Below are 23256 nucleotides of genomic sequence, written 5' to 3'. Positions count from 1 at the left end.
CCCCTTTAACCTGCTCTGCCTACACCTCAGATGATTGGCTGTAATCTGCAAGCCTCTGCGAAATAACAGCCGAAACGCCATTGCGCATCGATACCCCGTAGAGTGTATCGGCCTGCGCCATAGTGCGCTGGTGGTGGGTAATCATCAGTAGCTGCGACCGTTCCCGCAGCTGCCCCAGCACCTCAAGAAGACGGCCCAGGTTTCGATCATCGAGAGCCGCTTCTACCTCATCAAGCACATAGAAGGGAGCCGGGCGGGCCATGAAAACCGCTAGCAACAAGGCCAGTGAGGCTAAGGTCCGCTCGCCACCAGAGAGAAGCGATAGCCTGGTTACTTTTTTACCAGCTGGCTTGACCTGAATCTCCAGGCCGCTGTTCTGACGGTCAGCGGGGTCACTGAGCACCAGCTCCCCCTGACCACCGGGAAAGAGCGTGGCAAAGATAGGCCCAAATTGTTCTTGGACATCTGCTAAAGCTGAGTCAAAAGAGGTCACAATGTAGTCGTTGACCTCCTTCATGACCGCACGCACATCGGTGCGACTAGCTTTAATGTCAGATATTTGCTGGCGCAGATAGCCAAACCGTTGTTCCAGAGCCTGATATTCCTCCAGCGCTAGCGGGTTGGTAACACCCAGGCGGGCTAGCTCAGCTTCTGCCTGGGCCAGAGCTTTCTCAGTCTCAGCACGATCGGCGGCCACCCCGCTACGGCTTGCAATCAGCTCATCCAGGCTCAGCCCTAACTCATCACGGACACGGTTCTCCAAACCCTCCCAGCGCGTCTCACAGCGAGCCCGCTGGGCGGCGGCCTCTGCCTGGAGCGTCAGCGCAGCAGCCAGTGATTTCTGCCCGCTGGCTAGTTTCTCCCGGGTATCGATGAGACCTTCTGCCAGGGTAAGGGCCTGGGACCGTGTGCTTTCATGGCCTTTCTCTGCCTCTTTCAGTAGCCCGGCTAGCTGACAAGCAAGAGCCTGAGCCGCCAGGTTTAGACGGGTAGCTTGGCGACGAGCAGCTTGTTCCTGGGCATGGCGGCCTTGCCGATTCAGTTCGGCCGTTTCAAGGGCGTTCAGAGCTTCTTGGGCTTGGAGTGAGCGAGCATGGGCGGCCTGTGCGTTCTCCCGATCGCGCTCCAGACCGGTACGGGCCTGAGCAAGTCGTTCAGTAGCTTGCTGAACGGTGCTAGCGGCTTCTTGCGCCCTCTCCAGCAGATCAGCAAGGTTGGGGTGAGGTGGGTTCTTCCGGGCACGCTCAAGCTCATCTGTTGCCGTAGCCAGTTGTGCTGCAGCCTCTTTAAGCGCTTCATCTGCTCGGTGTGCCGCATCGGTGAGCCTGCGCTTTTCAGCCTGGGCACTGGTACAGGCCCCGGTCAGACCAGCCAGGTCAGTTCGAGCTGTGGTGACCCGCGCAGACAGGGCTCCAACCTTTCGGGCCGCCTGCTTCTCCTGCTCCTGGGCAAGAGTCAGCCCCTGCTGATTTTGGGCAAGGGCGAGGCGAGCTTCTTCGCATTCCTTTTCGATATCTTTCATATGCGACTGAGCCGCAATCAGCTGGGCGTGAGCGTCAAAGCTCGTCTCGACCTCTTGGGGGTAAAGGACAGAGACAGATGTGACCAATAGGCCGTCTGCTGTCGCCACGGTGATGTCCGGGAAGTCTTTGACTGCTTCCTGCGCCTGGACAAGGTTCTCACAGAGATAAACCCGGCCCAGGAGAATGTTGAGGGCATCTGTTAGCGCGGCGGGGGCAGATAGGGCCTGCCGCAAAGCCATAAAACCCTTATCTTCAAGTTCAGGTATAGATAGTTCCTTCTGTCCAGAAGGGTTCTGCATGCCTTCGGGCCGGAATACCTGCGAAACCAGGTGGGGCTGATTCCTCCCTTTCTCATCAGCAAAAACACGGGCATAGGGACCAATGACAGCTGCTACAGCCTTCTGCCACTGAGGCTTAACCTCAAGTAAAGATACAAGCTCCTGCGCACCTGCGCTCAGGGCTTTTTCGCGCTCCCCAGCTGGCTCGGTGGATGACTCGTGATCCTGTGACCAGGCCGCTTCGAGTGCCTGGTAGCGAGCCTGAGCAGACCGCAGAGCCAGCTCGGTCTCTTGCAGCTTGACCCGGCTCTTCTCCTGGGCATCCGCCGCGGCTTGACGTCCGCAACGGGATTGTTTCTCGTAGAGGAGAGCCTGCTCGTACTCTGCTACAAGCGCTTGGACCGTGGCACGGGCGGCTTCAACAGAAGCGCTCACCTGCGCCTGGTTGCTCTCAAATTCTTGGTATTCATCCTTGCGGCGGGCTGCTTCAGCCTGAGCTTTTTCAAAGGAGGTCCGCGCCGCTGCAAGTGCGGTGGTCAGCTGCGAAAGCAGTTCCCGGTGTTCAGCAACCTCACTCCTAGCCTGCTCTAGCTCTTGATTGAGCTGACGGTGATCCTTTTCAGCAAGCCGCGAGATGTCTTCCAGGCCTTTAAGCTCTTTTTCCGCCTGAAGCACCCGTTCCTTAGCCAGGCGGGCGGCTTCTTCTTCCTGGCCTGCACCCAGCCGGGCAGTTTCAAGGTGCGCCAGGGCATCAGCATAATCGTCCTGCTGATTCGCCTGTTTTATACGCTCTGAGGCAACCCGCTCAATCGTCTGGACCCGGGCAGCAAGAGCCTTAAGGGTAGCGACTTCTTGCATGCTTTCTTCCAGGCTGGCTTTGAGGGCGGCTTCATGTGCCGTAAGGTCAGCCAGGTCTTGGGTGAAAACCAAGTTCTTTGCTTCGGAGCGAGCGCGGGCTACAGCCGCCTGTTCGGCTGCTTCGGTGTGTTCCGCTATCTCCGTTTTTAGATGGGCACCATCCAGCGCCAACAGATCACCCTTCAGTGCCCGCACACGAGCGGCAACGTCAGAGGCAATACGAGCCGCTTCAGCCTGCTCGCGCCTTCCTTCGAGCTGGTCAGAAAGTTCAGCAGCCAAATCTTCCAGCCGCTCAAGATTACCTTTAATGTCGTCGAGTTTAGCTGCGGTCTTTGCCTGGCGACGGCGGTGCTTGACCAGGCCAGCAGCCTGCTCAATCAGCTCCCGTCGGTCCTGGGCGGTGCCGTGCAGGATTTTATCGACCTGCCCCTGCCCCACCAGGGTGTAGGGGTCTTTGCCCACGCCGGTATCGGCAAGAAGCTCCTGAACATCGGTCAGACGAGCGGGCTGGCCGTTGATTTCGTACTCTGACCCGCCAGCGGAAAACATGGTGCGAGTGATGCGAATCTCTGAGTGAGGGAGCGGTAAGGAACCGTCAGAATTATCAATAACCAGCTCAACCTTGGCCCGACCCAGCGCCCCGCGTTCGCCGCCACCGGCAAAGATGACGTCCTTCATGGCAGCTCCGCGCAACTGCTTAGCGCCTTGGGCACCCATGACCCAGGCCAGGGCGTCCGCCACGTTGGACTTGCCCGACCCGTTGGGCCCAACAATCACGTTCAGGCCCGGTTCAAACTCAAAAACGGTGGCCGAAGCGAAGGATTTGAAGCCGCGGACGGTCAAAGATTTCAGGTACATTCGAGGCCATTCGGTTGTTCTCTTGGGACAAATTCTCAGGTTTCAACTTTACAACAGCAGCTCCTGGCTACTGTTCGGTGTGAGAGGAACCAGCCCCGCCAATGGGGCGCATGCAAGCGAGCGGGGCATAATATGGTAACGGTGCGCTTTGCAATGAATATTAGCGCCCGCCCCTGTCCCCACTCCGAGGCTAGAAGAGTAGATTGACCGCTAATTCAGATATACGCCACCAGAACGCTTCGATTCTGTCTGTCACCCGTGTACTGCCTCCCGAGGTAGTCACCAGTTCCTACTTCGATGAGCAGCTTGCCGCCACCTATAAGCGGCTCAAGATGCCCAAGGGCCTGCTCGAACGCCTGGCCGGCATTAGTGAACGTCGTTCGTGGGGTAAGGGCATGACCTTTGAGGACGGCGCTGTTGCCGCCGCCGAGCAGGCTATGGCCCAGGCCGGTATCGCCAAGGAACAGATTGGTCTCATCATCAATACCTCGGTAACCCGTGATAACTTTGAGCCTGCCGTTGCCGTGGGCATCCATGACCGTCTGGATTTGCCCCGCCAGGCCCTTAATTTTGATATCACCAATGCCTGCCTAGGCTTTGTCAATGGCATCACCGTTGCCGCAACCATGATTGATGCCGGGGCTATTGATTATGCTCTTATTGTGGACGGTGAGGATCCTTCGCCCTGGCATGCTACTGCACTTCGTCAGCTCAACCGCCCTGATTCCACACGCGACGATGTTCTTGCCCAGTTCGCTACACTCACCCTAGGGTCGGGTGCGGCCGCAGCAGTCATCGGTCGTTCCGACTTACACCCCAAGGGGCACAAGATTGTTGGCTCTGTCTCCCGCTCCGGAACCGAACACCGCAACCTCTGCATCGGCGGCGAGGCTGACCAGGGTATGAGCACCAATGCCGCCGGTCTGCTCAAGCACGGCCTACAGCTGGTCGCTGAGGCCTGGGAAGAAGCCCACCAGAACGGCTGGGACTGGACCGATATGCGCTCCTATGTAACGCATCAGATTTCTAACGCTCATACCAACGCAATTATTGAGGCGGTGGGCATTGACCGCAAGCGGATTCCGCTGACCTTCCCCGTCTGGGGCAATGTTGCGGCGGCGGCTCTACCTATGACCCTGGCCGAGGACAGCACCAACTACTCCCCCGGCGACCGTATTCTGTGCATGGGCGTTGGCTCCGGCCTGAATACTGCCCTCATGGAAATTATCTGGTAATAAACCTTTGGGCCCCGGCTCTTTCTGCCAGCAGAAAGAGCCGGGGCACTGCCTTCTAAAGGGTGCATTGCACCGTCCCGCGTTTTAGCCTGACGAGAGAAATACATGAAGAATCTACAGCTCACCCCGACTCCCGCCCAGTGGCCAGGTGTTGACAGCGACTGGTCCCAGACCATCACGGTAGCCTCCACAGCGCCGGTTGAGAGCACCGGGTCTAGCCGCACCTGGCATTATCTGGATAACGGGCCCCAGCTGGCTGCCGCGGGGCGGGAACCTGTCGGTACGGTATTGGCTGTCCATGGTAACCCCACCTGGTCCTACCTGTGGCGTTCGGTCTTAGCGGCAGCTAACCAGGCTGAACGCCCTTGGCGGGTGGTGGCTGTTGATCAGCTCGATATGGGCTACTCGGAGCGTACCGGTCTCAAACGCGCCCTCATCGATAGGGTAGCTGACCTGGGAGACTTCACAGCAGCACTGGGTCTCGATAGCACCGACCGCCCTCTTCTTACCCTGGCCCATGACTGGGGTGGCCTGGTATCACTCGGCTGGGCACTGCGGCACCGCGATATTCTCTCGGGCATTATGCTCACCAACACCGCTGTCTTCCACGACTCGGCAGAAAAGATTCCGCTTGCTCTGCAAGCCGCTCTGAACCCCGCTCTTCATTCCTGGGCTACAGCAAAATCTTCCGCCTTTATTGACGTCACTCTGGGTCTTGCGCAAAAGCCGCTGGGCGAGGCTGTCAAACAGGCCTACAAACTCCCTTATACCACCAGTGAGCTTAGGGCAGGTGTCCGTAATTTTGTAGCGGATATTCCCGCTACCCCGGCAGCAAGCAGCTACCGGCAGATGATTGAAATCGCAGAAGGTATAAGGGAACTGGACCTTCCAGCTCTCATGCTCTGGGGTACTAAGGACCCGGTCTTCCAGCGCCGCTACATGGCCGATCTTGCCACCCGGCTACCTCATGCTGATATCCACCGTTTTGAACAGGCCAGCCACCTGGTCGCAGAAGACGAAGACATTGCCAGCCCTATTCTTAACTGGCTGACTGAGCACTTTGTCACCGGCATCACCCAGCGTGAGCGCCACCTTGCAGCCCGCCAGGAGCAAGCCCCCGCTTTGGGCGAATACCGCCCGATGATTGCGGAGTTGACCGCCCGGGCCAAGGATCATTCACTGGCCGTTGTCGATATGAACCCCAAGGGTGACGGCACCCAGGTTGCGGCTCAACTGACCTGGGCGGAGCTGGCAGCTGAGGTTGATCGGGTCGCTGATGGCCTGTACCAGTTGGGTGTGCGCCGGGGGCATCGAGTCAATCTGCTGGTTCCTCCGGGTATTAGACTCACTACGCTCATCTATGCCTGCCTCAAGCTGGGAGCGGTCATTGTGGTGGCCGATACCGGGTTAGGCGCAAAGGGGCTTACCCGCGCTCTGAAGGGTGCCCGCCCCGACTGGCTGGTGGGTGTTCCCGCTGCCCTCACCGCCGCCCGTTCTCTGGGCTGGCCCGGCCAGCGCATTGCTGCCACGGCTTTGCCCAAGGCGGCCACTAAGGCTCTGGGCCTTGTGGGTTCCGTTGAGGATTTCACAAAATCTGGAACCGCTGACGTTGAGCTCCCCGACCCCGATAGCGACGCGGCAGTTCTTTACACCTCCGGCTCCACCGGCCCCGCTAAGGGTGTGGTTTATACCCACCGTCAGCTGGCCGGTATGCGCGATACCATTTCATCGACCTATGGTTTGAAGGCTGGTAGCGGCCTGGTTGCCGGCTTTGCCCCCTTCGCCTTGCTTGGCCCCGCTCTGGGCGCAACCAGCGTGACTCCCGCTATGGACGTCACCAGGCCCAAGACCTTGACTGCGCGGGCGCTAGCTTCGGCAACAGCCGCTATCGACGCCACCACCATTTTTGCCTCCCCTGCGGCTCTGATGAACATCATTGATACCTTTGATGCCCTTGATGAGAACCAGCGGGCCGCTCTGGCTAAGGTCACTACCCTGCTTTCAGCAGGGGCACCAGTAACGACTCCCCTCTTGACCAAGCTGCAGACCATTTTGCCTGCGGCTTCTTTGCACACTCCTTACGGTATGACTGAAGCCCTACCCGCCACCGATGTTTCATTCGATGAGATTAAAGAGGCTGAGCAGGACGCCCGTGACGGCATGCGCGGCGCAGGCGGCGGCGTTTGCGTGGGCAAGGCTGTTGATGGCGCTTTCGTTCAGATCGCCCCCTTACTGGCCGATGGTACTGCCGGTGCAGAGACAAGGAAGGAGCCCGGTATTACCGGCGAGATTCTGTTGGCGGCCCCTCACGTTAAAGACCGTTATGACACCCTCTGGGTGACCGAGCAGGTTTCAACTTCGACACCTGGCTGGCACCGTACCGGCGATGTGGGGCACTTCGATGCGGCTGGCCGCCTCTGGGTGGAGGGCCGCCTAGCCCACGTGTTGGTGACCTCCCAGGGTGTACTGACCCCTGTTGCTCTGGAACAGGCTGCTGAGGGTGATGCCGAGGTGCGCCGCGCTGCCGCTGTAGCCATTGGTCCCGCTGGTACTGGCACGGTTGTGCTGGTTGCTGAGGTCGGTCCCAGGTTCCGGGGTAAGAGGACCGTTCAGGGCCCTGCCCCAGTTGATTTGGCTGCTCGGGTACGGGAGCGTGTCCTGGCTGAAACAGGCGTGGAGGTATCGGCTGTCCTCATTGTGGATGAGCACCCCACCGATGTTCGCCACAACTCAAAGATTGACCGCCCTGTGGTTGCTCAGTGGGCTGAGAAGGTCCTCACTGGTAAGCGGGCTCGCCTAGGAAAGGGTGTTATCGCATGGTAGTCTCCCTGCGTTCTTTAGATCCCAAGGTCTGTCTGCCGGAGCTCGGTGAGACCGTTCTGGTTACCGGTGCCTCTGGGTTGCTGGGCCGCGAGGTTGTCTTTGCCCTCCTGCGGGCTGGCTACTCAGTCCGGGCCTTTCAGCGCGGGGACGCCCAGCTTGAAGAGGTTTTACCCCAACACCTGCGGGGCCGTTTTTGGCAGGTGCGGGGTTCGCTCACTGACCCCGGCGCTGTTGAGCAGGCCTTGACCGGCGTGGATGGGGTGGTCCATCTGGCCGCCAAGGTTTCTGTGGTGGGCCAATGGGAGGACTACCGCCAGGTCAATGTGGAGGGTAGCCGCACACTCCTTGAAACTGCTCAGACTCTGGGGGTCAGTAAGTTCCTGCATACCTCATCGCCTTCTGCAGCTCATACGGGTTCGTCGATTGTAGGTGAGGGCAACCCTCCTGCCTCTCCCAACCATGCCCGGGGTAACTATGCCCGCTCTAAGGCTGAGTCTGAGCTACTGGCCCTTTCCTATAACTCGGACCGTTTCTGGGTGGGTGTTCTGCGCCCGCACCTGGTCTGGGGTCCGGGTGATACCCAGCTGGTTGAGCGTGTTTTGGAGCGTGCCGCCGCTGGCCGTCTCCCCCTGCTCAATCGTGGCTCGGCGATGATTGACACGCTCTATATCGACAACGCCGCTGACGCTTTTGTGCGCGGCTATCAGCGTCTTGAGGCTATCCGGGGTATTCCTCTGGTGGTTACGAACGGCCAGCCCCGCCCGGTGGCGGAGGTTATTGCAGGCATGTGTGCCGCGTGCGGGGTAAAACCGCCTGCTTATTCGGTGCCTGCCCCGGTGGCTTACGGGGCGGGTTTGGTCATGGAGAAGCTCTGGAAGGTTTTTGCTCCCGGTGAGATTCCGCCGCTGACTTCTTTCTTGGCTGAACAGCTTTCTACTGCCCACTGGTTTGATCAGGGAACTACTCGTAGCTTGTTGGGCTGGGAGCCCGAGGTGAGCTTGGAGCAGGGTTACCAGGCTTTGGGCCGTTTTTATGGGGACCGGTTTAGTAGCTAAACCGGGTCTTTATCCCTGAACCCCGCGGGGCCTCCGTTGACAGTGCGGATGGAGTGCCCGGGTGCGAGCGCGCGAGCACACCAGAGGGCAGGTAATCGGTGCCCGCCACCTTCAGGCACTTATCGCTGAACCCCGCGGGGCTTCCGTTGACAATACGGGCACCGGTAGGAGCTCCTACCCCCAAAAGGTTCACGTACCATCAGCGAGGTGCGACCCGCTTCCAGGCAACGGCAGCAGGGGTGCCCTGCCTGACCGTAGGCCTTGAGGGAACGGTCAAAGTAGCCTGATTCGCCGTTGACGTTCACATAGAGAGCGTCGAAGCTGGTGCCTCCTTGGGTGAGGGCATCGTTCATGACCTCTTGGCAGGCTTTGACGAGTTCCCGGGTGGCTTGCGGTGTGATTGTCCGCGCTGGCTTGGCGTAGTGGAGTTTTGCCCGCCAGAGGGCTTCGTCGGCGTAGATGTTTCCCACCCCGGAGATGGCTGACTGGTCAAGGAGTAGTTTCTTAATGCCGGTTGATGTGGCCAGCATACGGCGGCGAAAGTCTGCGCTATCAAAGTGGGGGTCGAGCGGGTCACGGGCGATGTGGGCTACAGCCTCAGGAATGAGAGGCAGGCCCAGGACGCTCATGGAGGCTCCTGGGAGTGGTTGCCCCTGTGTTCCTGTGACCGCTTGTAGGGGGCTGAGGAACATGCCACCGAAGATTCTCTGGTCTACGAAGCGCATATCGAGAGGGCTGGTGTGCCCGCTTTCATCTGTGGCATCTTCGAGTTTCAGCACGATTTTCTGGTGTTTTTCGGCGGGCATGGGCCCCTCTTTGAGCAGGACTTGGCCGCTCATACCCAGGTGAATGACTAGGGCGAAGTCTTCAAGGAGCCTGGTGTCTGCGGGATCTGCCACGGAGTTCAGGCTGGCAGCTTGCTGGGCGTGGATGTGGGGCTGGGCGTGGAAGAGGACCCACAGGTATTTGCCACGCCGGGCGATATCGGCTATTCGCAGGCCGGTGAGCCGGGCGCAAAAATCTGGAGTGCCTTCGGTGTGTCGACGGATGGACCGGCTATCGGCTACGGTGACAGCGCCCACTCTTGCCCCTACACAGTGGGCAGCAAGCCCCCGTCGAACAACCTCAACTTCGGGTAACTCAGGCATACTACTTGACCTCTCTTTAGTGTCGTCCCCTAAAATTATGCCCTCTTTACCTCGCTCTTTAGACAGGAGCCTTGCAGAATAGAGTCTAGGCTATTGCGCAGAGAGCAGCCGAGTCTGAACACTACCCTGCCTTGTACCCTGGGTGTGGGTATACCAGCCAGCACAAACTGCTAACCTCAAGGATTATTATGTCTCATCAACCACTGCCCTCCGCTAGGGGCGCGACACAGTCTTATGCCCATGAGCAAGAGGGTTTTAAACAGGGGCTCAAACCCCGCCAAATCCAGATGATAGCAATGGGTGGATCCATTGGTACCGGCCTCTTTCTGGGCGCCGGTGGTCGGTTGCATGATGCCGGTCCCTCCCTAATTTTCCTGTACGCTATCGCCGGTTTCTTCGGCTACCTGATCCTGCGTCAGCTAGGTGAGCTAGTGGCCTACCGTCCTTCCTCCGGCTCCTTCGTGAGCTACACTCGTGAGTTCTACGGTGAGAAGTGGGCTTTCTTTGTGGGCTGGATGTACTGGTTCTCCTGGGCTGCTACGGCCATTGTCGATGCCACTGCTATCGCCATTTATTTCCGTTGGTTCGGTCAGTACCTCCCCTCCATTAATGATGTTCCCCAGTGGGTTGTTGCCTTTGTCGTCATCGTTCTGGTGGTTTCCATGAACCTAATTTCAGTCAAAATTTTTGGTGAGCTGGAGTTCTGGTTTGCTCTAGTAAAAGTCTGTTCGCTCCTAATTTTTATGGTGGTTGGTATCCTCTTCCTTATTTTTGGTACTCCCACGGGTGCCCCGGTGGGTATTACCTTAATAAGCGAATCTGGGTTCTTTCCCAACGGTCTAATGGCTGCTTTGATTGTTTCTCAGGGCGTTATTTTTGCTTACTCAGGTATTGAGCTGGTGGGTACAGCTTCGGGAGAGATTAAGGATCCCCGCCAAGCTATCCCCAAGGCTATCAATACTGTAATTTGGCGTATTGCCCTCTTCTATGTGGGCTCGGTTCTCTTGCTTTCGCTTTTGCTCCCCTACGATGCCTACAGCGCCGATGAGTCGCCCTTTGTGACCTTCTTCGGTTCAATCGGGGTGGATTACGCCGCACCCATTATGCAGCTTGTGGTGATTACTGCGGCAGCTTCTTCACTGAATGCTGGACTCTACTCCACCGGTCGTATTACACATTCTATGGCTATCAACGGCTCAGCACCCAAGTTCACCGGTGTAATGAACACCTCGGGTGTGCCTGTGGGCGGTATTTTGTTGACCGGTGCAGTAGCTCTGTTGGGTGTCATCATCAACTACTGGAAGCCTTCCGATGCCTTTGAAATTGTCCTGAATATCTCGGCAATTTGCATTGTGATTGGCTGGATGGCTATCACCCTGCCTCACCTGCGTTTCGTCGCCCTGGCACATAGGGGTGAGCGTACCCGCCCGGACTTCCGTGCTCCCCTGGCTCCCTTTACCAACTGGTTGACCATGTTCTTCCTGGTGGGTGTACTCGTACTCATTGCCTACGACTATCCCATCGGCACCTACTCGCTTGAGGCGATGGCTCTGGTCATTCCTCTGCTGGTCCTTGGCTGGTTCATGGTTCGTACCAGGGTTAAGCAGCTGGCTCAGGAACGTCTGGCAGAATCCACAGCCAAGACGACCTCCATCAGCATTGTGACCCGAGAAGACGAAATCGGCCTGCCCTAACGATTCATGGGGCGGTTGCCAGGCTGTGAGCGGCCAGCCTGCTTAGCTCAGGGTTGGGTAAGGCTCCGCTTAAAGTCAGAGGGCGGGGGAAGCAGAGGTAATCTCTGCTTCCCCCGCCCTCTGGCATAGGGGACTTTACTTACTGTCGCCGTAGACCCTGTAGTAGGCTTCTTCGGCGGCCATTCGTTCAGCTTCTTTCTTGCTGGTCCCTCGCCCAGTACCCATGAGGTTATCTGCCAGCAGTAGCTGGGCTGTGTACCGGCGGGCATGGTCAGGGCCAGTGCCCTCCACGCGGTAGACCGGCTCCCCCAGCGAGTTCGCCGCGGCGTACTCCTGGATTTCGGTCTTCCAGTCACGACCAATGTTGAGGGTTTTACGATCATCCAGCAGGTGCGCTGTATGAGCTAAGACCAGCTCGTGAGCTTTTGCGGGGCCGTAGGCCATGTAGACGGCACCGAAAACAGCTTCCATGGTGTCTGCAAGGATTGAGTCCTTGTCCGCTCCACCGGTCTTTTTCTCGCCCTTGCCTAGTAGGATGCAGGGGCCCAGTTTGAGGTTGCGCGCCAGCATCGCCAGGGTCCGGGTTGAAACGACCACATGGTGGCGTTTAACGAGTTCACCCTCGGCCAGGTCCGGGAACCTCTTGTAGAGTTCAGAGGCAACGGCCAGTGAAAGAACCGAGTCGCCCAAAAATTCTAGGCGCTCGTTATGGGGCACGTTACCGTTCTCAAAAGAATAAGAACGGTGCGTCATAGCAAGCTGAAACGTCTCGGTATCGAGTGTGATACCGAGACGTTTCATAAACTCTTGTGATGCAGAGTTAGTCATACAAACGCTAACTTACGCGTCAGCTACCTTGCGGCCCTTGTACTCGTAGAAGAGTTCGTTGCCGGCTGAGTCAGTTACAAGCTTTGCCTGGTGGGGCAGGGAGTAGGTAACGCGACCGTTTTCAACGGTCTTGACCAGCTGAGGTACGGACGCCTTCCACTGGGAACGGCGTGCGCGGGTGTTAGCACGGGACATTTTCCGCTTGGGAACAGCCACAGCTATCTCTTTTCTCTTGTCGCTTTATAAGTTTATTTTTCGTCTGCATTGAGCAACGCAGAAAGCGCGTTCCACCGGGGGTCGATGACCTCGTGGTGGTGCTCAGGGTCGTCCTCAAGGCGTGTGCCACATTCGGAACACAGGCCCTGGCAGGAGTCACTGCAAACAGGCTGGAACGGCAGTTGAAGAATCACTGCGTCCCGCAGTGCCGGTTCGAGATCAATTTCATCGTTCTCTACGGCATACTGCTCATCTACTTCATCTTCGGGGCCACCTTCTGGTGCCTTCTCGAAAACAAAAAGCTCTTGAACATCGGCTGTAACTTCAAAGCCAACCGGGTCTAGGCAGAGACTGCACTCACCGCTAACGGTAACGCATGCAGTTCCAGTAACCAAGATACCATCTGAAACGGATTCCAGGCGAACATTGAGGTCAATGTCGCTTCCTTCTTCCGCTTCAATGAGAGCGTTGCCAAAGTCGCTTGGCGCTGGCAGAACTTCTTCAAGGGTCTCCATGGCACCCGGGCGATGAGCTAGATCCCTTACAGAGATCATCAGGGGCGATGAATCTTTTCGTGAAATGACGAACTCCCTATCAAATGTTTTAAACCAAGTACCCAGTTTAGAGCTAGGTCAGCCTTGAAGCAAGTAGGGCTAGCTCACTCTTCTACCTGGTTGACCCCAAGCGGGCTTCTGCATGAGCCTAGCCTGGCAACTCTTGCAGGGCTCGCTGGGTGGCACGCGGTACGAAGGATGAAACATCACCACCTAGCCCGGAAACCTCTTTAATCATGGTCGAAGAGAGGTGGTTGTATTTGGGGTCACCCGCTATAAAGGCTGTTTCGACACCAGCAATATGCCGATTCATAGAGGCCATAGGAGCCTCATATTCAAAGTCAGCGGTATTGCGTAACCCCTTGACAATCAGTGAAGAGCCCTGCTCTCGCACAAACTCAGCAAGGAGCTTACCCTCGGGCAAGATAACCGCAGACACACCGGCGAAGAGCCCAAAGGTTTCCTCCACCATCGCCACCCGCTCTTCAAGGCTGAAGCGGTATTGTTTGGAGGAGTTGTGGGAAACAGCCACCAACACGTTGCCGTAGATTTTGGCGGCTCGGGTAATAATTTCGACGTGACCATTATGGATAGGGTCAAAAGACCCCGGGCAGACAACAGTTTGCATATGTCAAGGCTACAGTACGGCATGGTCTATGACATACAGTGTCACAGTACCCCGGGTATCCTGGCTTAGCTTGTATTCTGTTGAGGAGACAATCCACTGGGAACCGTCGGGCTTTTAGCTAGGCTTTCCCGACTCTTTCAAGCGGGAGGCCAGCATGAGCAAGCCCTACGAGCGTGTAGGAGCGGCAACCGGGCTGCTAGGAGCTGACGGCAGCCAGCGCTCCACTATCTTTGAGGAAATGTCGGCCCTAGCCCAAGCCCACGGCGCTATTAATCTAGGGCAGGGTTTCCCCGATACTGACGGCCCCCAAGCCATGTTAGAAGCCGCTACTGAGGCAATAGCGCGCGGTGCCAACCAGTACGCCACCATTGCAGGTAACCCTGCTCTTCGGGGAGCCATCGCAGAACACCAGCATCGTTTTTACGGCCTTGAGCTGGACCCCGATACTCAGGTGACGGTCTGTGCGGGAGCATCCGAAGGTCTATCTGCAACCCTAGCAGCTCTGGTGCAGCCAGGTGATGAAGTCATCCTCTTTGAGCCCTACTATGACCTTTACCCTGCGGCGGCAGCGCTGGCTGGAGCCACCATCCGTACCGTACCCCTGGTGCCACCCACTTTTGAACCCGATCTTGAAGCACTCCAGGCGGCTTTCTCTGCCCGCACTGCGCTCATTGTGGTCAACGATCCTCACAACCCCACAGGCATGGTCTTCTCTCAGGAAGCCAAAGAAAAAATTGTCGAGCTAGCCCAGCGATTCAATGCGGTGATCCTAGCTGATGAGGTCTACGAGCATCTGACCTACGGGGCACCCTACTCCCCCATCCAGGCCCTGCCCGGTGCCGCCGAACGGACTATCGCTGTCTCGGCCATTTCTAAAACGCATTCGGCCACGGGCTGGCGTATTGGCTGGATGACCGGCCCTGCCCATCTGATGTCCGCTCTACGAATGGTCAAAGGCTATTTCACGCACAGTGCTGCCGCTCCCCTACAGGAAGCGGCAGCCGTAGGCCTTGCCTCAGGTGATGACTTCTACCTGGGCCTTAAAGAACGCTACGCCCACCAGCTCAGGGTGCTAGTTGAAGGTCTAGCTGATAGCCCCTGGCAGATTATCGAGCCTGCGGGTACTTTCTTCGCTGTGGCTGATGTTGCTCGGGTACTGGCCCAAAAGGGCTTTACAACCGCTCAAGAGCTTTGCCAGGAACTACCCCAAGCCTCAGGAGTCACCCTTATTCCGCTCACTGCCTTTACCACCGAGGGCTACCGATCCCAGGTTGAAGGTTACGTTCGTTTTGCTTTCTGCAAGAAACCTGAAGTACTGGCAACAGCGACCAGCCGTATCCTGGCATACAGTGCGGGCTAACTACTTACTATCCTTGGCACGAATCAGGTCAAGAGCCACCAGAGCACCAATAATGGCAAGCCTGACCTCAGCAGGAGCAACCGGGTCAAGATGCACGCCGTAGCGGCTCTTACCTCGAATGGCTGAGGTCAGACCGCCCCACTGCCTGCTAACCTGAGCCGCAACGGTGCTACCGGCCATAATATTGAAGCTGTATTCAAGCAGGTTGCCTTCAAGGTTAAGGGTGAGCTGGGGCAGTTCAATGCTCAACCGTTTGGTCAAGAACGAAAAGTGCTTCTGTATGTGAGCGAAGAAGCTACCGTCGGGCTTATACAACTCGTAGCGATCCAGACCCAGGTCAAAGGGGTCACGGATGGTCAGAAGAGGCTGACCACGGTCATCGACCAGGTCGAAGGAGCGATTACCTTTCAAAAAATTGACAGCTAGCGAGCCGGTGGTGTGCACTCGGCCCAAAACCATCCCACGCTCGTCTTCAAGAGCAAAATCGTTGCTGAGGAAACTTCGGGTCTGCTGAATCACCAAAGAGTTTTCAGTCAGAAGCCGGGGCACTCCTGTTGACGGCGGCGGCTCATAGGGTGGGGGTTGCTGGGGTTGTTTGTGCTCTTGGGTCATACCTTTACCCTATCAAGGCCACCCCCTAGCAGGTTATGAAGAGAGGTTTTATGCGGAAGTGCTAAGCACAGGTTCAGCATAGAAGAGTTGAGTCTCCCCGTATTTCTTCTCAGCGAACCGTTCCAGGCCGGTCCCCCAGGAAGGTTCACCAGTGCGGGTAGAACGCTCGACCACTACAACAGCGCCCTGCGCCAGGTAGTCTGACAATAGTTCTAGCAGCTCTTCCAGCTCGGCGTTCGTGACAGAGTATGGAGGGTCAATGAAGACCAGGTCCCAGGGCGCACCGCTATAGCTGGATAAGTAGGTTTTGACCTGCATACGGTGGATTCTGCTGGTGCTTGTTGTTAAGCCGGCGCTGGTCGCACTCTGAGCAAGAGCCCGGGCGTTCTTCTCGATAACGGCTATTGCCTTGGGGTAGTGATCCACAAAATCTACATGGGCCGCACCGCGCGAAAGCGCCTCGCACCCCAGCGCGCCGGAGCCAGCGAAAAGGTCGAGTACACGAACGTCGGCCAGCATGTTGTAGCTCTCCAGGCGGGAGAACAGCGCTTCTTTGACCCGGTCTGTTGTGGGGCGGGTCTTATCGCCGGGCACGTTTGCCAGGCGCAGGCCTCCGGCCAAACCAGAAATGATGCGGCTCATGGTCCCCCTGATCATCGTGATAGTTACCTAACTACTTTACCGGGAAAATCAAAAGCCCGTGGTGAGGGCTGATAGCTCTGCAAGATCAAGGGCATGAGCACTTACCATGGGCATAAACCTTAGCCAGCTCCCTAGTCTTTAACCTGATTGGCCAAATCTGCAGTAGCTCGGACGATGTATTGGTAGTGGGTGTCCATCAGCCCTGGATCATCGGTAAAAATGGTTGAGGAAGTCTTTAAGGTGCCACCCTCTACCACGGGGAAGTAACAGCTGATGGTACGTGAGACTTTCGTATCAGTGAAGATGCCACAGATGCCGTTACCCACTTTAACCTGTTCTTGAAGGTTTTTGGTCATGATCTCGAAGTCATCGGTGGGGCGATACATCACCGCAAAAGTAAAAGGGTTCTGCCTCTCAAAATACTCGTAGTCAGAAATAGAGCCACTGGTTGGATCCTCGCGGGTTGAGTCGAGGGTATAGATACCCAACTTTTCTGGGCGAATAGTTTTTGCCTTTGCCTGTGAAACGGTCATGTCTACAGGAATTGAGGCTGGATCAAGCCCTGTGTTCTTACTGGCTGTCGAATCAGCTTCGGAACCTTCAGACATTGACGCGGTCGGTGAGGCTGAAGCCTGCACAGACTCACTGGTCGGAGTCTCGGCAGCCGACGCGCTGGGCTCACCGGTTTTGGTTGCTTCGGTGGATGAGCCGCAGGCTGATAAAGCCAGGGCCAGGGTAGCGCAAGCTGTAGTAATTTTCAGTGTTTTCATCTGACCATCATAGGCACATCCCGGGTAAGCACTCCAGGACAAACAGCAAAAGTGAAGCGAGTATGTACAGTGGCCAAAAATAAGGACAATTTCTACTCTGCCCAAAATTTCATGGCCCAAGAACTCCGCTTCCCAAAGTCTAGCCCCGCCCCAGGAAGGCTTCACGGTCAGCGTCCAAGGCTCGGTCAATGGTACGAGCCAAGTCGGGATGCAAAGCAAGAGTCGGATCCCTCTCAATCACGGCAAAGGCATCTTGCCTAGCCCGCTCAATCAGCTTGGCATCGGTGAGAGCACGCAAGAGTTTTAGGGTGGATTTCTTACCCGACTGAGCGGCCCCCAAAATATCGCCCTCTCGGCGCTGCTCAAGGTCCACCCGTGAGAGCTCGAACCCGTCGGTAGTGGAGGCAACCGCATCCAGGCGCTCCCGGGAGACACCGTCCGCAGGTTGTTTTGTCACCAGCAGGCAGGTTCCGGGGAGCTGGCCTCGGCCAATGCGACCGCGAAGCTGATGCAGACCCGAAATGCCAAAACGGTCAGCGTCCATAATGATCATGAGGGTCGCGTTGGGCACGTTCACGCCCACCTCGATAACGGTGGTGGAAACGAGCAAGTCTAGCTGGCCATCAGAAAACTCGGTCATGACCCGGTTTTTCTCGGCGGTATCCATACGCCCGTGCAGGCCGGCGATACGAACACCGGCAAGTGCGGGTTCCCCCTCAAGGTCTTCCAAGACCGACTCGACCGATGCTAGCGCTCCACCGCGAGCGCTCTCGGTGCTGGCAGTAGCAGAGCCAAAGAGGGTTTCACCGGTTTCAGTTTCTGCTGAGCTGTCGCCCCCGCCAATTTTGGGCACCACTACATAGACTTGGTGGCCGGCATCAATTTCTTCGCGGGCGCGAGACCAGATTCTTTGGGCCCAAGTAGGGTGCTCGGCCAGGGGCACGACGTGTGTACTTATTTTTTGGCGACCCGCGGGGAGCTGGTCAAGTACCGAGGTATCGAGGTCGCCAAAGACGGTCATAGCCACGGTTCGAGGTATGGGGGTTGCGGTCATGACCAGGCGGTGAGGTAGCGCCCCTCCGGGGCCGCGCAGGGCATCACGCTGTTCGACACCGAAGCGGTGCTGTTCGTCTACCACGACCAGGCCCAGATCAGCGAACTGCACGGCATCGGCCAGCAGAGCATGGGTGCCAATCACGATGTCGGCAGAACCTGATGTTATGGCTAGCAGGGCCTCTTTTTTGGCTTTTGTTTTGAGTGAGGCGGTCAGCAGAACCACCCGGACGGTGCCTTTATCTGCCGGGGCTTCATGCGCGGATTTAGCGGCGGCTGGATCGAATGGGCGGGTATCGAGAAGATCACCCAGAATCTGGCAAACCGACCGGTAGTGCTGTTCGGCCAGCACTTCTGTAGGCGCTAGCATAGCGGCCTGGGCGCCATTGTCAGCAACTTGCAGCATAGCCCGCAAGGCTACCACTGTCTTGCCTGAGCCCACATCCCCCTGAAGCAGGCGGTTCATGGGGCTGGAACTAGCCAGGTCGTCCCTGATTTCAGCGCCTACCGTTTCTTGCCCCTCGGTGAGCTTGTAAGGCAGTAGGCCCGTCAGCGCATCGGCTAGGCCACCGGGAACAAAGGGGCGGGCAAGGGTGTGGTGGGCAGCACGAGCCGCACGGATACGTGCCAAGGCCGCTTGTAGCACAAAGGCTTCGCGGTAGCGCAGGGAGTGGTGGGCCGCCCGCCAGGTTTGCTCGGTATCGGGTGTGTGCACAGCCCGGTAGGTCCAGGCCAGAGAGGGAATTTTACGGCTTTTGCGCACGGTGAAAGGGACCGGGTCTTCCAGCTCTTTGAGAGATAGGCGCTCCAAGAGGGCTTCCAGCGCAGCGGCTACCCTATCGGTAGGGTATTTGGGGGTTGCCTTATAGACCGGAATGGGGGCATTAGCCCGTGCTTTGGCACGCTCGATAGCTTCGGCGCTGGCCCCCGGAGCCATGCCCGAAGCACGGTCGGCTATCACGGCGTAGTGGGGGTTGGTAAGCGTCAGCTCACCACGGTAGGTACCCACCTTGCCCGAGAACATGACCTGGTCTCCCTCGTGAATTTCCCGGGCCGCCGTCCAGGCATTGAAGAAACTAAGGGTCATGGTGTCGCTGTTACCCACCATGGCGTAGGAGCCAGGAGCATAGCTGTTGAAGACAGCACCGAGCTTAAAACCATGACCGGCCTCATAGTCGCTTCTTGGGCTACCGGCCATAGCACCGGCTGATCCTTGAAGCCGAGGGTTACTGTAGCCGGGCTGATAGGCAGCCGGGGCACCAGCCCCCCGATAGGCATTGGGGTTGGGTCGCAAGGATTCTATGGCGGGACTTGGAGGCTGATCGGTTAGTTGATCGGTGATAGTAATTTCGGTAATGGAACCGCGGCGGGAGGCCATCTGCCGGGTGGTTACTTTCAGTACCCGGGCAACAATCGTGGCTTCGCTCCCCTCAACCAGCGATGAGAATGGGGTGAGTTCCCCGCGCGGCAGGTATTTGCGCGGGTAGTATTCGAGCGCTTGGCCCACCGTTTCAAGACCCAGGTGCCTCGCAAGTGCCTTAGCGGTGCTCGCACCCAGATAGTTTTTGAGGGGGGCGTTCTCTAACCGGTCTTCACTGGCGTAGGTTTCGATAACCTCCCCTACTTTGGGGTCTAGCTCTTTAACTGTGCGGCGGCGGGTAGAGACGCTGTTCTTAGTCTTCCGAGCGGTTTTTTGTGTGCCTGCTGATCCGGTGCCAGTTTTCTGAGCGCCATTTTTGCGGCTTGCGTTTTTTGTGGAAGTCCGGCGAGGTGCTGGGACTTTTTCGGGCAGGTCAAAGAGCCCCTGTCCGGGTTCAGTCATGCGAACACCCCGCTAATGCAGGTTCGCTGTCACCAGGAGCCAGGTTACTGATGCGCACGTTGAGTGGTTCACCAGCGGCTTCAAGCACTGTGAGGGCATCCGCTGCGGTGGGTGTATGCACATGAATAGCCCAAAGAGCTTCATTACCGGCCTCTACCTGGGCTATTGACACAGAATCACCCACAGCGTCAAGGGCACTACGAAGCTGACTGGCTTCGAGTACAGGCAAATAGATATCGCACATGACCTCTACGGCTGAGTCAGATTTCTTGGAGCGCTGTGAGAAGGGAGGGAGGGCATTAGGCCAAGAAGGCGCGGGGCTCTCTTCCAAAAGATCTGCGTAGGTCTTAGTAGGTGCAGAGCCGTTCAGCTCAGTAGCCAGCGCTACCAGAACTAGCAAAAAACCAAGGGCACCGGAATCTACCCAACCGTTGCGGGCGTGAGAGGCCTGAGCAGTTTCCCGCACAGCAGTCTCAGCGCCCTGCAAGAGCTGTGAGGTGTAGCCGAGCCAGTCATCAGCGGGGGGAACCTGCCCAATGGCCTGCATAACCGTCAGCATGGTTCCCTCAGCGGGCTGGCTCAGGGCCGAGCGAGCGTCACGAACGGCACGCTTGAAAGCACTGGCTAGAAGCGCGGGGGTTAGAGCTGAATTTTCCTCAGGTATACCGGTGGTAACAGCTTCAAGTTCGCCCACCGGCCCCAGCTCCCTCGCCAAACCTAAGAGCCACACCGCAAGCAGAGTACCCGAATTCCCGCGGGCACCCCGCAAGGCGGCACGAGCCGCCAGGGCGAGAGTCGGATCATCGGCCATACCAGCGCTATCAGCAGCCCGCCCCAGGGTGGCGCTCAAGTTAGAACCCGTATCGGCATCAGCTACAGGAAAGACATTGATGCGGTTCAAAAGTGCACGGTGCTCGACTAGCTGGGTACGTCCTCCTAGCAACCAGCTCAGCCACCAGTTAGCGGGAACCTGCCTCAAAATGATCCCATCCTTTCGCTGTATAGGGGTGCCCATCGACTGTTACACCGGTACCTGGGCTCACCGTCCCAATTCTAGTAAACCCGGCTGGTATCTGCTCAGGTGGGCTGGTACCCAGCAGGGCATGGTTTTCGCCGCCTGTCAGAACCCAGCCTAAAGCCAGGTCAGAAGCTTTCTGGCCCTCAGCCCCCGCGAGGAGAAGAGCAGGTTCCCTCAGCTCAAGTAGCCAGGGAGCCAAAGAAGCTGTGTCGATGTCAAAGGCGCAAGCCGATGCCTGAGCCAGTCGCCCGCCATCACGCACAAGACCATCCGATACATCCATAAGAGACGTAAGATTTTCGGCGCCTTGGATACCAGCGGCCAGCGGGCTGACCGGGCGTTGCTGGGCTTCGATACAGGCCTCGATTTGGGGGGAAAGGGTTTCGGGCAACTCCGAGTTTTCAAGTAAGGCCAGCCCCGCGGCGGCGGTACCCAGCGCTCCGGCCAGAACAATAGCGTCCCCAGCTTGAGCACCGCTGCGGGTCACAGGCTTTTGAACCAGGCCAAGGGCTGTAACCGTGACTGAAATCTCGGTACCGGAGCCCACATCTCCCCCTGAAATGGAGCAGGTCTCTGCACCCTGTGCGGTGCAAGAGTCCACCAGGCCTCGGGCGAAATCTTTGACCCAGGCGAGAGGGGTAGAGGGCGGAAGGGTTAGTGAAACAAGCAGGGTAACCGGACGCGCTCCCATAGCCGCAATATCTGCAAGGTTCTGCGTTGCGGCCTTCCAGCCAACCTCATAGCCCCCGCTGGTTCTACCGCTAGGCCAGGAGAGACGAAAATCCTGGTTCTGCGTCTGAGTATCGGTACTCATGACGGTCAGTCCACCGCTCAGGTCAAGTACAGCGGAGTCATCGCCTGGCCCCAGAACCAGGCTTCTTGCACCCGGGGTCAGCCTCTGGGCCTTGGCGTTATGTTCCTGGATGGTAGGGAGGAATGTGGCCAAGAGCTGTCCCTCACTCACAGAAGAAACAAGAGTCATGGTAAAAGTTATGCCTTTGGGCTTCGGTTGCGCCACACAAAGTTGAAGACAACCAGCGCAAGACCGGCCACCGCCACACCGCTGAAGATAAGAAGGGGGCGCGCACCGGTCACAATCGATATACCGCGCTGGAATACGTTCGACCCGCCGGTTGGTTCAAACTGGTATCCCTGAGCTTCAGCCCCAATCACACCTGCGGCCTGGTTAGAGTTGTTGGCGGTATCACCGAAATCGTTCTGGTCGCTCGCGTTGAGGAAGCCTTCAACCCAGTCAGGTGTACCGCTGTAGTTCTGCTGCGGGGCGCTCGTCAACCCGAGTACCGAACTGCCAACCGGCGACCGGTTCACTTTGCTGGTATCAGCATCCATTGTGGCGGGAGGCTCAGCCCCGAGCACTTGCAGGCTCGGTGCTGGTGCTAGCCTATCGGTGCTGGCTTGAACGGGCACCGGGGCCTGCTGAGTAGTAGCCAGCCGGTTGGAGGGGGTCATAGGTTCCTGGCTTTGTACGGGCGCAGGGTTGACCGGCTCAGCCGGAACAGGAACTGGTTGCGGTTGCACAGGCTCTGGGCTTGGAAGGGGTGCAGGCTCAACCGGTGGTAAGGGAGTAACCGGGGTTGGTTCAGGATCAGTAGGGGGTACCGGGTTCTCTGTTGGAGTAGGCACCGGGTTCTCTGTTGGAGTAGGCACCGGCTCCACAGAAGGAGCAGGTTCCGTGGGGGTGGGTACAGGTTCCGTGGGGGTGGGTACAGGTTCCGTGGGTGAAACCGGGTCTTCTGTCGGAGTGGAAACCGGATCTTCCGGAGGTAGCGGTTCCTCTGTTGGAGTAGGCACCGGCTGCACAGAAGGAGCAGGTTCCGTGGGGGTGGGTACAGGTTCCGTGGGCGAAACGGGGTCTTCTGTCGGAGTGGGAACCGGATCTTCCCGCGGGACCGGGGCATCGGACGGAAGGGGTTCAAGGGTCGGTTCAACCGCTGCACTAGGGGTGGGCTCCGGGTTGGTGGGAAGTACTTCTTGGACTTGCGCAGAAGTCGCTAGCATTGGCAGCATCTCTGCTGGAAGCGCCATTGCCTGGCTACCCTCATCGTGCAGCTGTACCGGCAACAGAGCAAGCGAAGCCACCGAACATGCAACAAGCACTGTCTTTTTGCTGATGTTCATTCTTTGGCTCCTTGGGGGTTCCTCCCCCGGTGATCACGGGCTCTACTGGTCCGATAGTGTTCAATTCATCAACCACCACACTACCCAATCACTGGCAAATCAGCCACCGTTTCAAGCCGTCAGGTGGGGCTCAAGTAGCGAA

Annotated in this window: 18 protein-coding genes; 5 read left to right on the top strand and 13 right to left on the bottom strand. The window is 57.8% G+C overall.

The window, feature by feature from the left end; genetic code table 11:
- Positions 1-19 precede the first annotated feature (19 nt).
- Positions 20-3517: a chromosome segregation protein SMC gene (gene smc / locus ACN08Y_RS06415; RefSeq protein WP_419112164.1), complete on the bottom strand. Its 3498-nt coding sequence runs from the start codon at positions 3515-3517 to the stop codon at positions 20-22.
- A gap of 203 nt (positions 3518-3720) precedes the next feature.
- On the opposite strand from smc, the gene ACN08Y_RS06410 reads away from it, so the two are divergent.
- The 3 genes from ACN08Y_RS06410 to ACN08Y_RS06400 all read left to right on the top strand — a co-directional run bounded on the left by ACN08Y_RS06410 (position 3721) and on the right by ACN08Y_RS06400 (position 8630).
- Entirely contained in the window at positions 3721-4752 is a 1032-nt protein-coding gene (locus tag ACN08Y_RS06410; protein WP_419112163.1) for a 3-oxoacyl-ACP synthase III, read from the top strand.
- Positions 4753-4857: 105 nt separating this feature from the next.
- A complete protein-coding gene (locus ACN08Y_RS06405) occupies positions 4858-7575 on the top strand; it encodes an alpha/beta fold hydrolase (protein ID WP_419112162.1) in 2718 nt (905 codons plus the stop codon).
- Positions 7569-8630: an NAD-dependent epimerase/dehydratase family protein gene (locus ACN08Y_RS06400; RefSeq protein ID WP_419112161.1), complete on the top strand. Its 1062-nt coding sequence runs from the start codon at positions 7569-7571 to the stop codon at positions 8628-8630. The genes ACN08Y_RS06405 and ACN08Y_RS06400 overlap by 7 nt, the downstream gene beginning before the upstream one ends.
- A 119-nt stretch (positions 8631-8749) precedes the next feature.
- On the opposite strand, the gene mutM is transcribed toward ACN08Y_RS06400, so the two are convergent.
- Positions 8750-9778, bottom strand: coding sequence for a bifunctional DNA-formamidopyrimidine glycosylase/DNA-(apurinic or apyrimidinic site) lyase (gene mutM, locus ACN08Y_RS06395; RefSeq protein ID WP_419112160.1), 1029 nt, complete (start codon positions 9776-9778; stop codon positions 8750-8752).
- A gap of 188 nt (positions 9779-9966) precedes the next feature.
- Here mutM and ACN08Y_RS06390 point away from each other — a divergent pair, with 188 nt between their 5' ends.
- Positions 9967-11472, top strand: a complete 1506-nt coding sequence (locus ACN08Y_RS06390; RefSeq protein ID WP_419104684.1) for an amino acid permease — start codon at positions 9967-9969, stop codon at positions 11470-11472.
- A 135-nt stretch (positions 11473-11607) separates the two neighbouring features.
- Here the strand turns inward: ACN08Y_RS06390 and rnc are convergent, their stop codons facing one another.
- From rnc to coaD, 4 genes are all read right to left on the bottom strand, one after another.
- A complete protein-coding gene (gene rnc, locus ACN08Y_RS06385) occupies positions 11608-12300 on the bottom strand; it encodes a ribonuclease III (RefSeq protein ID WP_419099493.1) in 693 nt (230 codons plus the stop codon).
- A gap of 12 nt (positions 12301-12312) precedes the next feature.
- Entirely contained in the window at positions 12313-12516 is a 204-nt protein-coding gene (gene rpmF, locus ACN08Y_RS06380) for a 50S ribosomal protein L32 (protein ID WP_135011069.1), read from the bottom strand.
- 32 nt (positions 12517-12548) lie between these two features.
- Positions 12549-13031 carry a YceD family protein gene (locus ACN08Y_RS06375; protein ID WP_419112159.1) on the bottom strand — a complete coding sequence of 161 codons (483 nt, stop codon included), beginning with the start codon at positions 13029-13031 and terminating at the stop codon, positions 12549-12551.
- Between the two features lie 187 nt (positions 13032-13218).
- A complete protein-coding gene (gene coaD / locus ACN08Y_RS06370) occupies positions 13219-13698 on the bottom strand; it encodes a pantetheine-phosphate adenylyltransferase (protein WP_419099491.1) in 480 nt (159 codons plus the stop codon).
- Positions 13699-13852: 154 nt separating this feature from the next.
- Here coaD and ACN08Y_RS06365 point away from each other — a divergent pair, with 154 nt between their 5' ends.
- The gene (locus tag ACN08Y_RS06365; protein WP_419112158.1) at positions 13853-15058 is read left to right on the top strand and encodes an aminotransferase class I/II-fold pyridoxal phosphate-dependent enzyme; all 1206 of its coding nucleotides are present in this window, start codon (positions 13853-13855) and stop codon (positions 15056-15058) included.
- On the opposite strand, the gene ACN08Y_RS06360 is transcribed toward ACN08Y_RS06365, so the two are convergent.
- The 7 genes from ACN08Y_RS06360 to ACN08Y_RS06330 form a co-directional block, all read right to left on the bottom strand.
- The gene (locus ACN08Y_RS06360; protein ID WP_419099489.1) at positions 15059-15670 is read right to left on the bottom strand and encodes an LURP-one-related/scramblase family protein; all 612 of its coding nucleotides are present in this window, start codon (positions 15668-15670) and stop codon (positions 15059-15061) included.
- Between the two features lie 48 nt (positions 15671-15718).
- Complete coding sequence (rsmD, locus tag ACN08Y_RS06355) at positions 15719-16312, bottom strand: 16S rRNA (guanine(966)-N(2))-methyltransferase RsmD (protein ID WP_419112157.1); 594 nt, start codon at positions 16310-16312, stop codon at positions 15719-15721.
- Positions 16313-16443: 131 nt separating this feature from the next.
- A complete protein-coding gene (locus ACN08Y_RS06350) occupies positions 16444-17082 on the bottom strand; it encodes a hypothetical protein (protein WP_419112156.1) in 639 nt (212 codons plus the stop codon).
- Positions 17083-17221: 139 nt separating this feature from the next.
- Positions 17222-19957 carry an ATP-dependent DNA helicase RecG gene (locus ACN08Y_RS06345; protein WP_419112155.1) on the bottom strand — a complete coding sequence of 912 codons (2736 nt, stop codon included), beginning with the start codon at positions 19955-19957 and terminating at the stop codon, positions 17222-17224.
- On the bottom strand, positions 19950-20936 hold the full coding sequence (locus ACN08Y_RS06340) for a DAK2 domain-containing protein (protein WP_419112154.1): 987 nt from the start codon (positions 20934-20936) through the stop codon (positions 19950-19952). Before ACN08Y_RS06340 ends, ACN08Y_RS06345 begins: the two co-directional genes overlap by 8 nt.
- On the bottom strand, positions 20917-21921 hold the full coding sequence (gene thiL, locus ACN08Y_RS06335; protein WP_419112153.1) for a thiamine-phosphate kinase: 1005 nt from the start codon (positions 21919-21921) through the stop codon (positions 20917-20919). The genes ACN08Y_RS06340 and thiL overlap by 20 nt, the downstream gene beginning before the upstream one ends.
- A 44-nt stretch (positions 21922-21965) precedes the next feature.
- Positions 21966-23114: a hypothetical protein gene (locus tag ACN08Y_RS06330; protein ID WP_419112152.1), complete on the bottom strand. Its 1149-nt coding sequence runs from the start codon at positions 23112-23114 to the stop codon at positions 21966-21968.
- Positions 23115-23256 lie beyond the last annotated feature (142 nt).

Source organism: Rothia sp. P5764 (assembly GCF_048512965.1).
In the GTDB taxonomy this organism is placed as follows: domain Bacteria; phylum Actinomycetota; class Actinomycetes; order Actinomycetales; family Micrococcaceae; genus Rothia.
This window is presented reverse-complemented; position numbering and strand designations above follow the sequence as displayed.

Excerpts from the sequence above, each read along its gene's own strand:
- smc (WP_419112164.1), bottom strand. The coding sequence starts at position 3,517 with ATGTACCTGAAATCTTTGACCGTCCGCGGCTTCAAATCCTTCGCTTCG.
- ACN08Y_RS06405 (WP_419112162.1), top strand. The coding sequence starts at position 4,858 with ATGAAGAATCTACAGCTCACCCCGACTCCCGCCCAGTGGCCAGGTGTT.
- ACN08Y_RS06400 (WP_419112161.1), top strand. The coding sequence starts at position 7,569 with ATGGTAGTCTCCCTGCGTTCTTTAGATCCCAAGGTCTGTCTGCCGGAG.
- mutM (WP_419112160.1), bottom strand. The coding sequence starts at position 9,778 with ATGCCTGAGTTACCCGAAGTTGAGGTTGTTCGACGGGGGCTTGCTGCC.
- ACN08Y_RS06390 (WP_419104684.1), top strand. The coding sequence starts at position 9,967 with ATGTCTCATCAACCACTGCCCTCCGCTAGGGGCGCGACACAGTCTTAT.
- rnc (WP_419099493.1), bottom strand. The coding sequence starts at position 12,300 with ATGACTAACTCTGCATCACAAGAGTTTATGAAACGTCTCGGTATCACA.
- ACN08Y_RS06375 (WP_419112159.1), bottom strand. The coding sequence starts at position 13,031 with ATGGAGACCCTTGAAGAAGTTCTGCCAGCGCCAAGCGACTTTGGCAAC.
- coaD (WP_419099491.1), bottom strand. The coding sequence starts at position 13,698 with ATGCAAACTGTTGTCTGCCCGGGGTCTTTTGACCCTATCCATAATGGT.
- ACN08Y_RS06365 (WP_419112158.1), top strand. The coding sequence starts at position 13,853 with ATGAGCAAGCCCTACGAGCGTGTAGGAGCGGCAACCGGGCTGCTAGGA.
- ACN08Y_RS06360 (WP_419099489.1), bottom strand. The coding sequence starts at position 15,670 with ATGACCCAAGAGCACAAACAACCCCAGCAACCCCCACCCTATGAGCCG.
- rsmD (WP_419112157.1), bottom strand. The coding sequence starts at position 16,312 with ATGAGCCGCATCATTTCTGGTTTGGCCGGAGGCCTGCGCCTGGCAAAC.
- ACN08Y_RS06350 (WP_419112156.1), bottom strand. The coding sequence starts at position 17,082 with ATGAAAACACTGAAAATTACTACAGCTTGCGCTACCCTGGCCCTGGCT.
- ACN08Y_RS06345 (WP_419112155.1), bottom strand. The coding sequence starts at position 19,957 with ATGACTGAACCCGGACAGGGGCTCTTTGACCTGCCCGAAAAAGTCCCA.
- ACN08Y_RS06330 (WP_419112152.1), bottom strand. The coding sequence starts at position 23,114 with ATGAACATCAGCAAAAAGACAGTGCTTGTTGCATGTTCGGTGGCTTCG.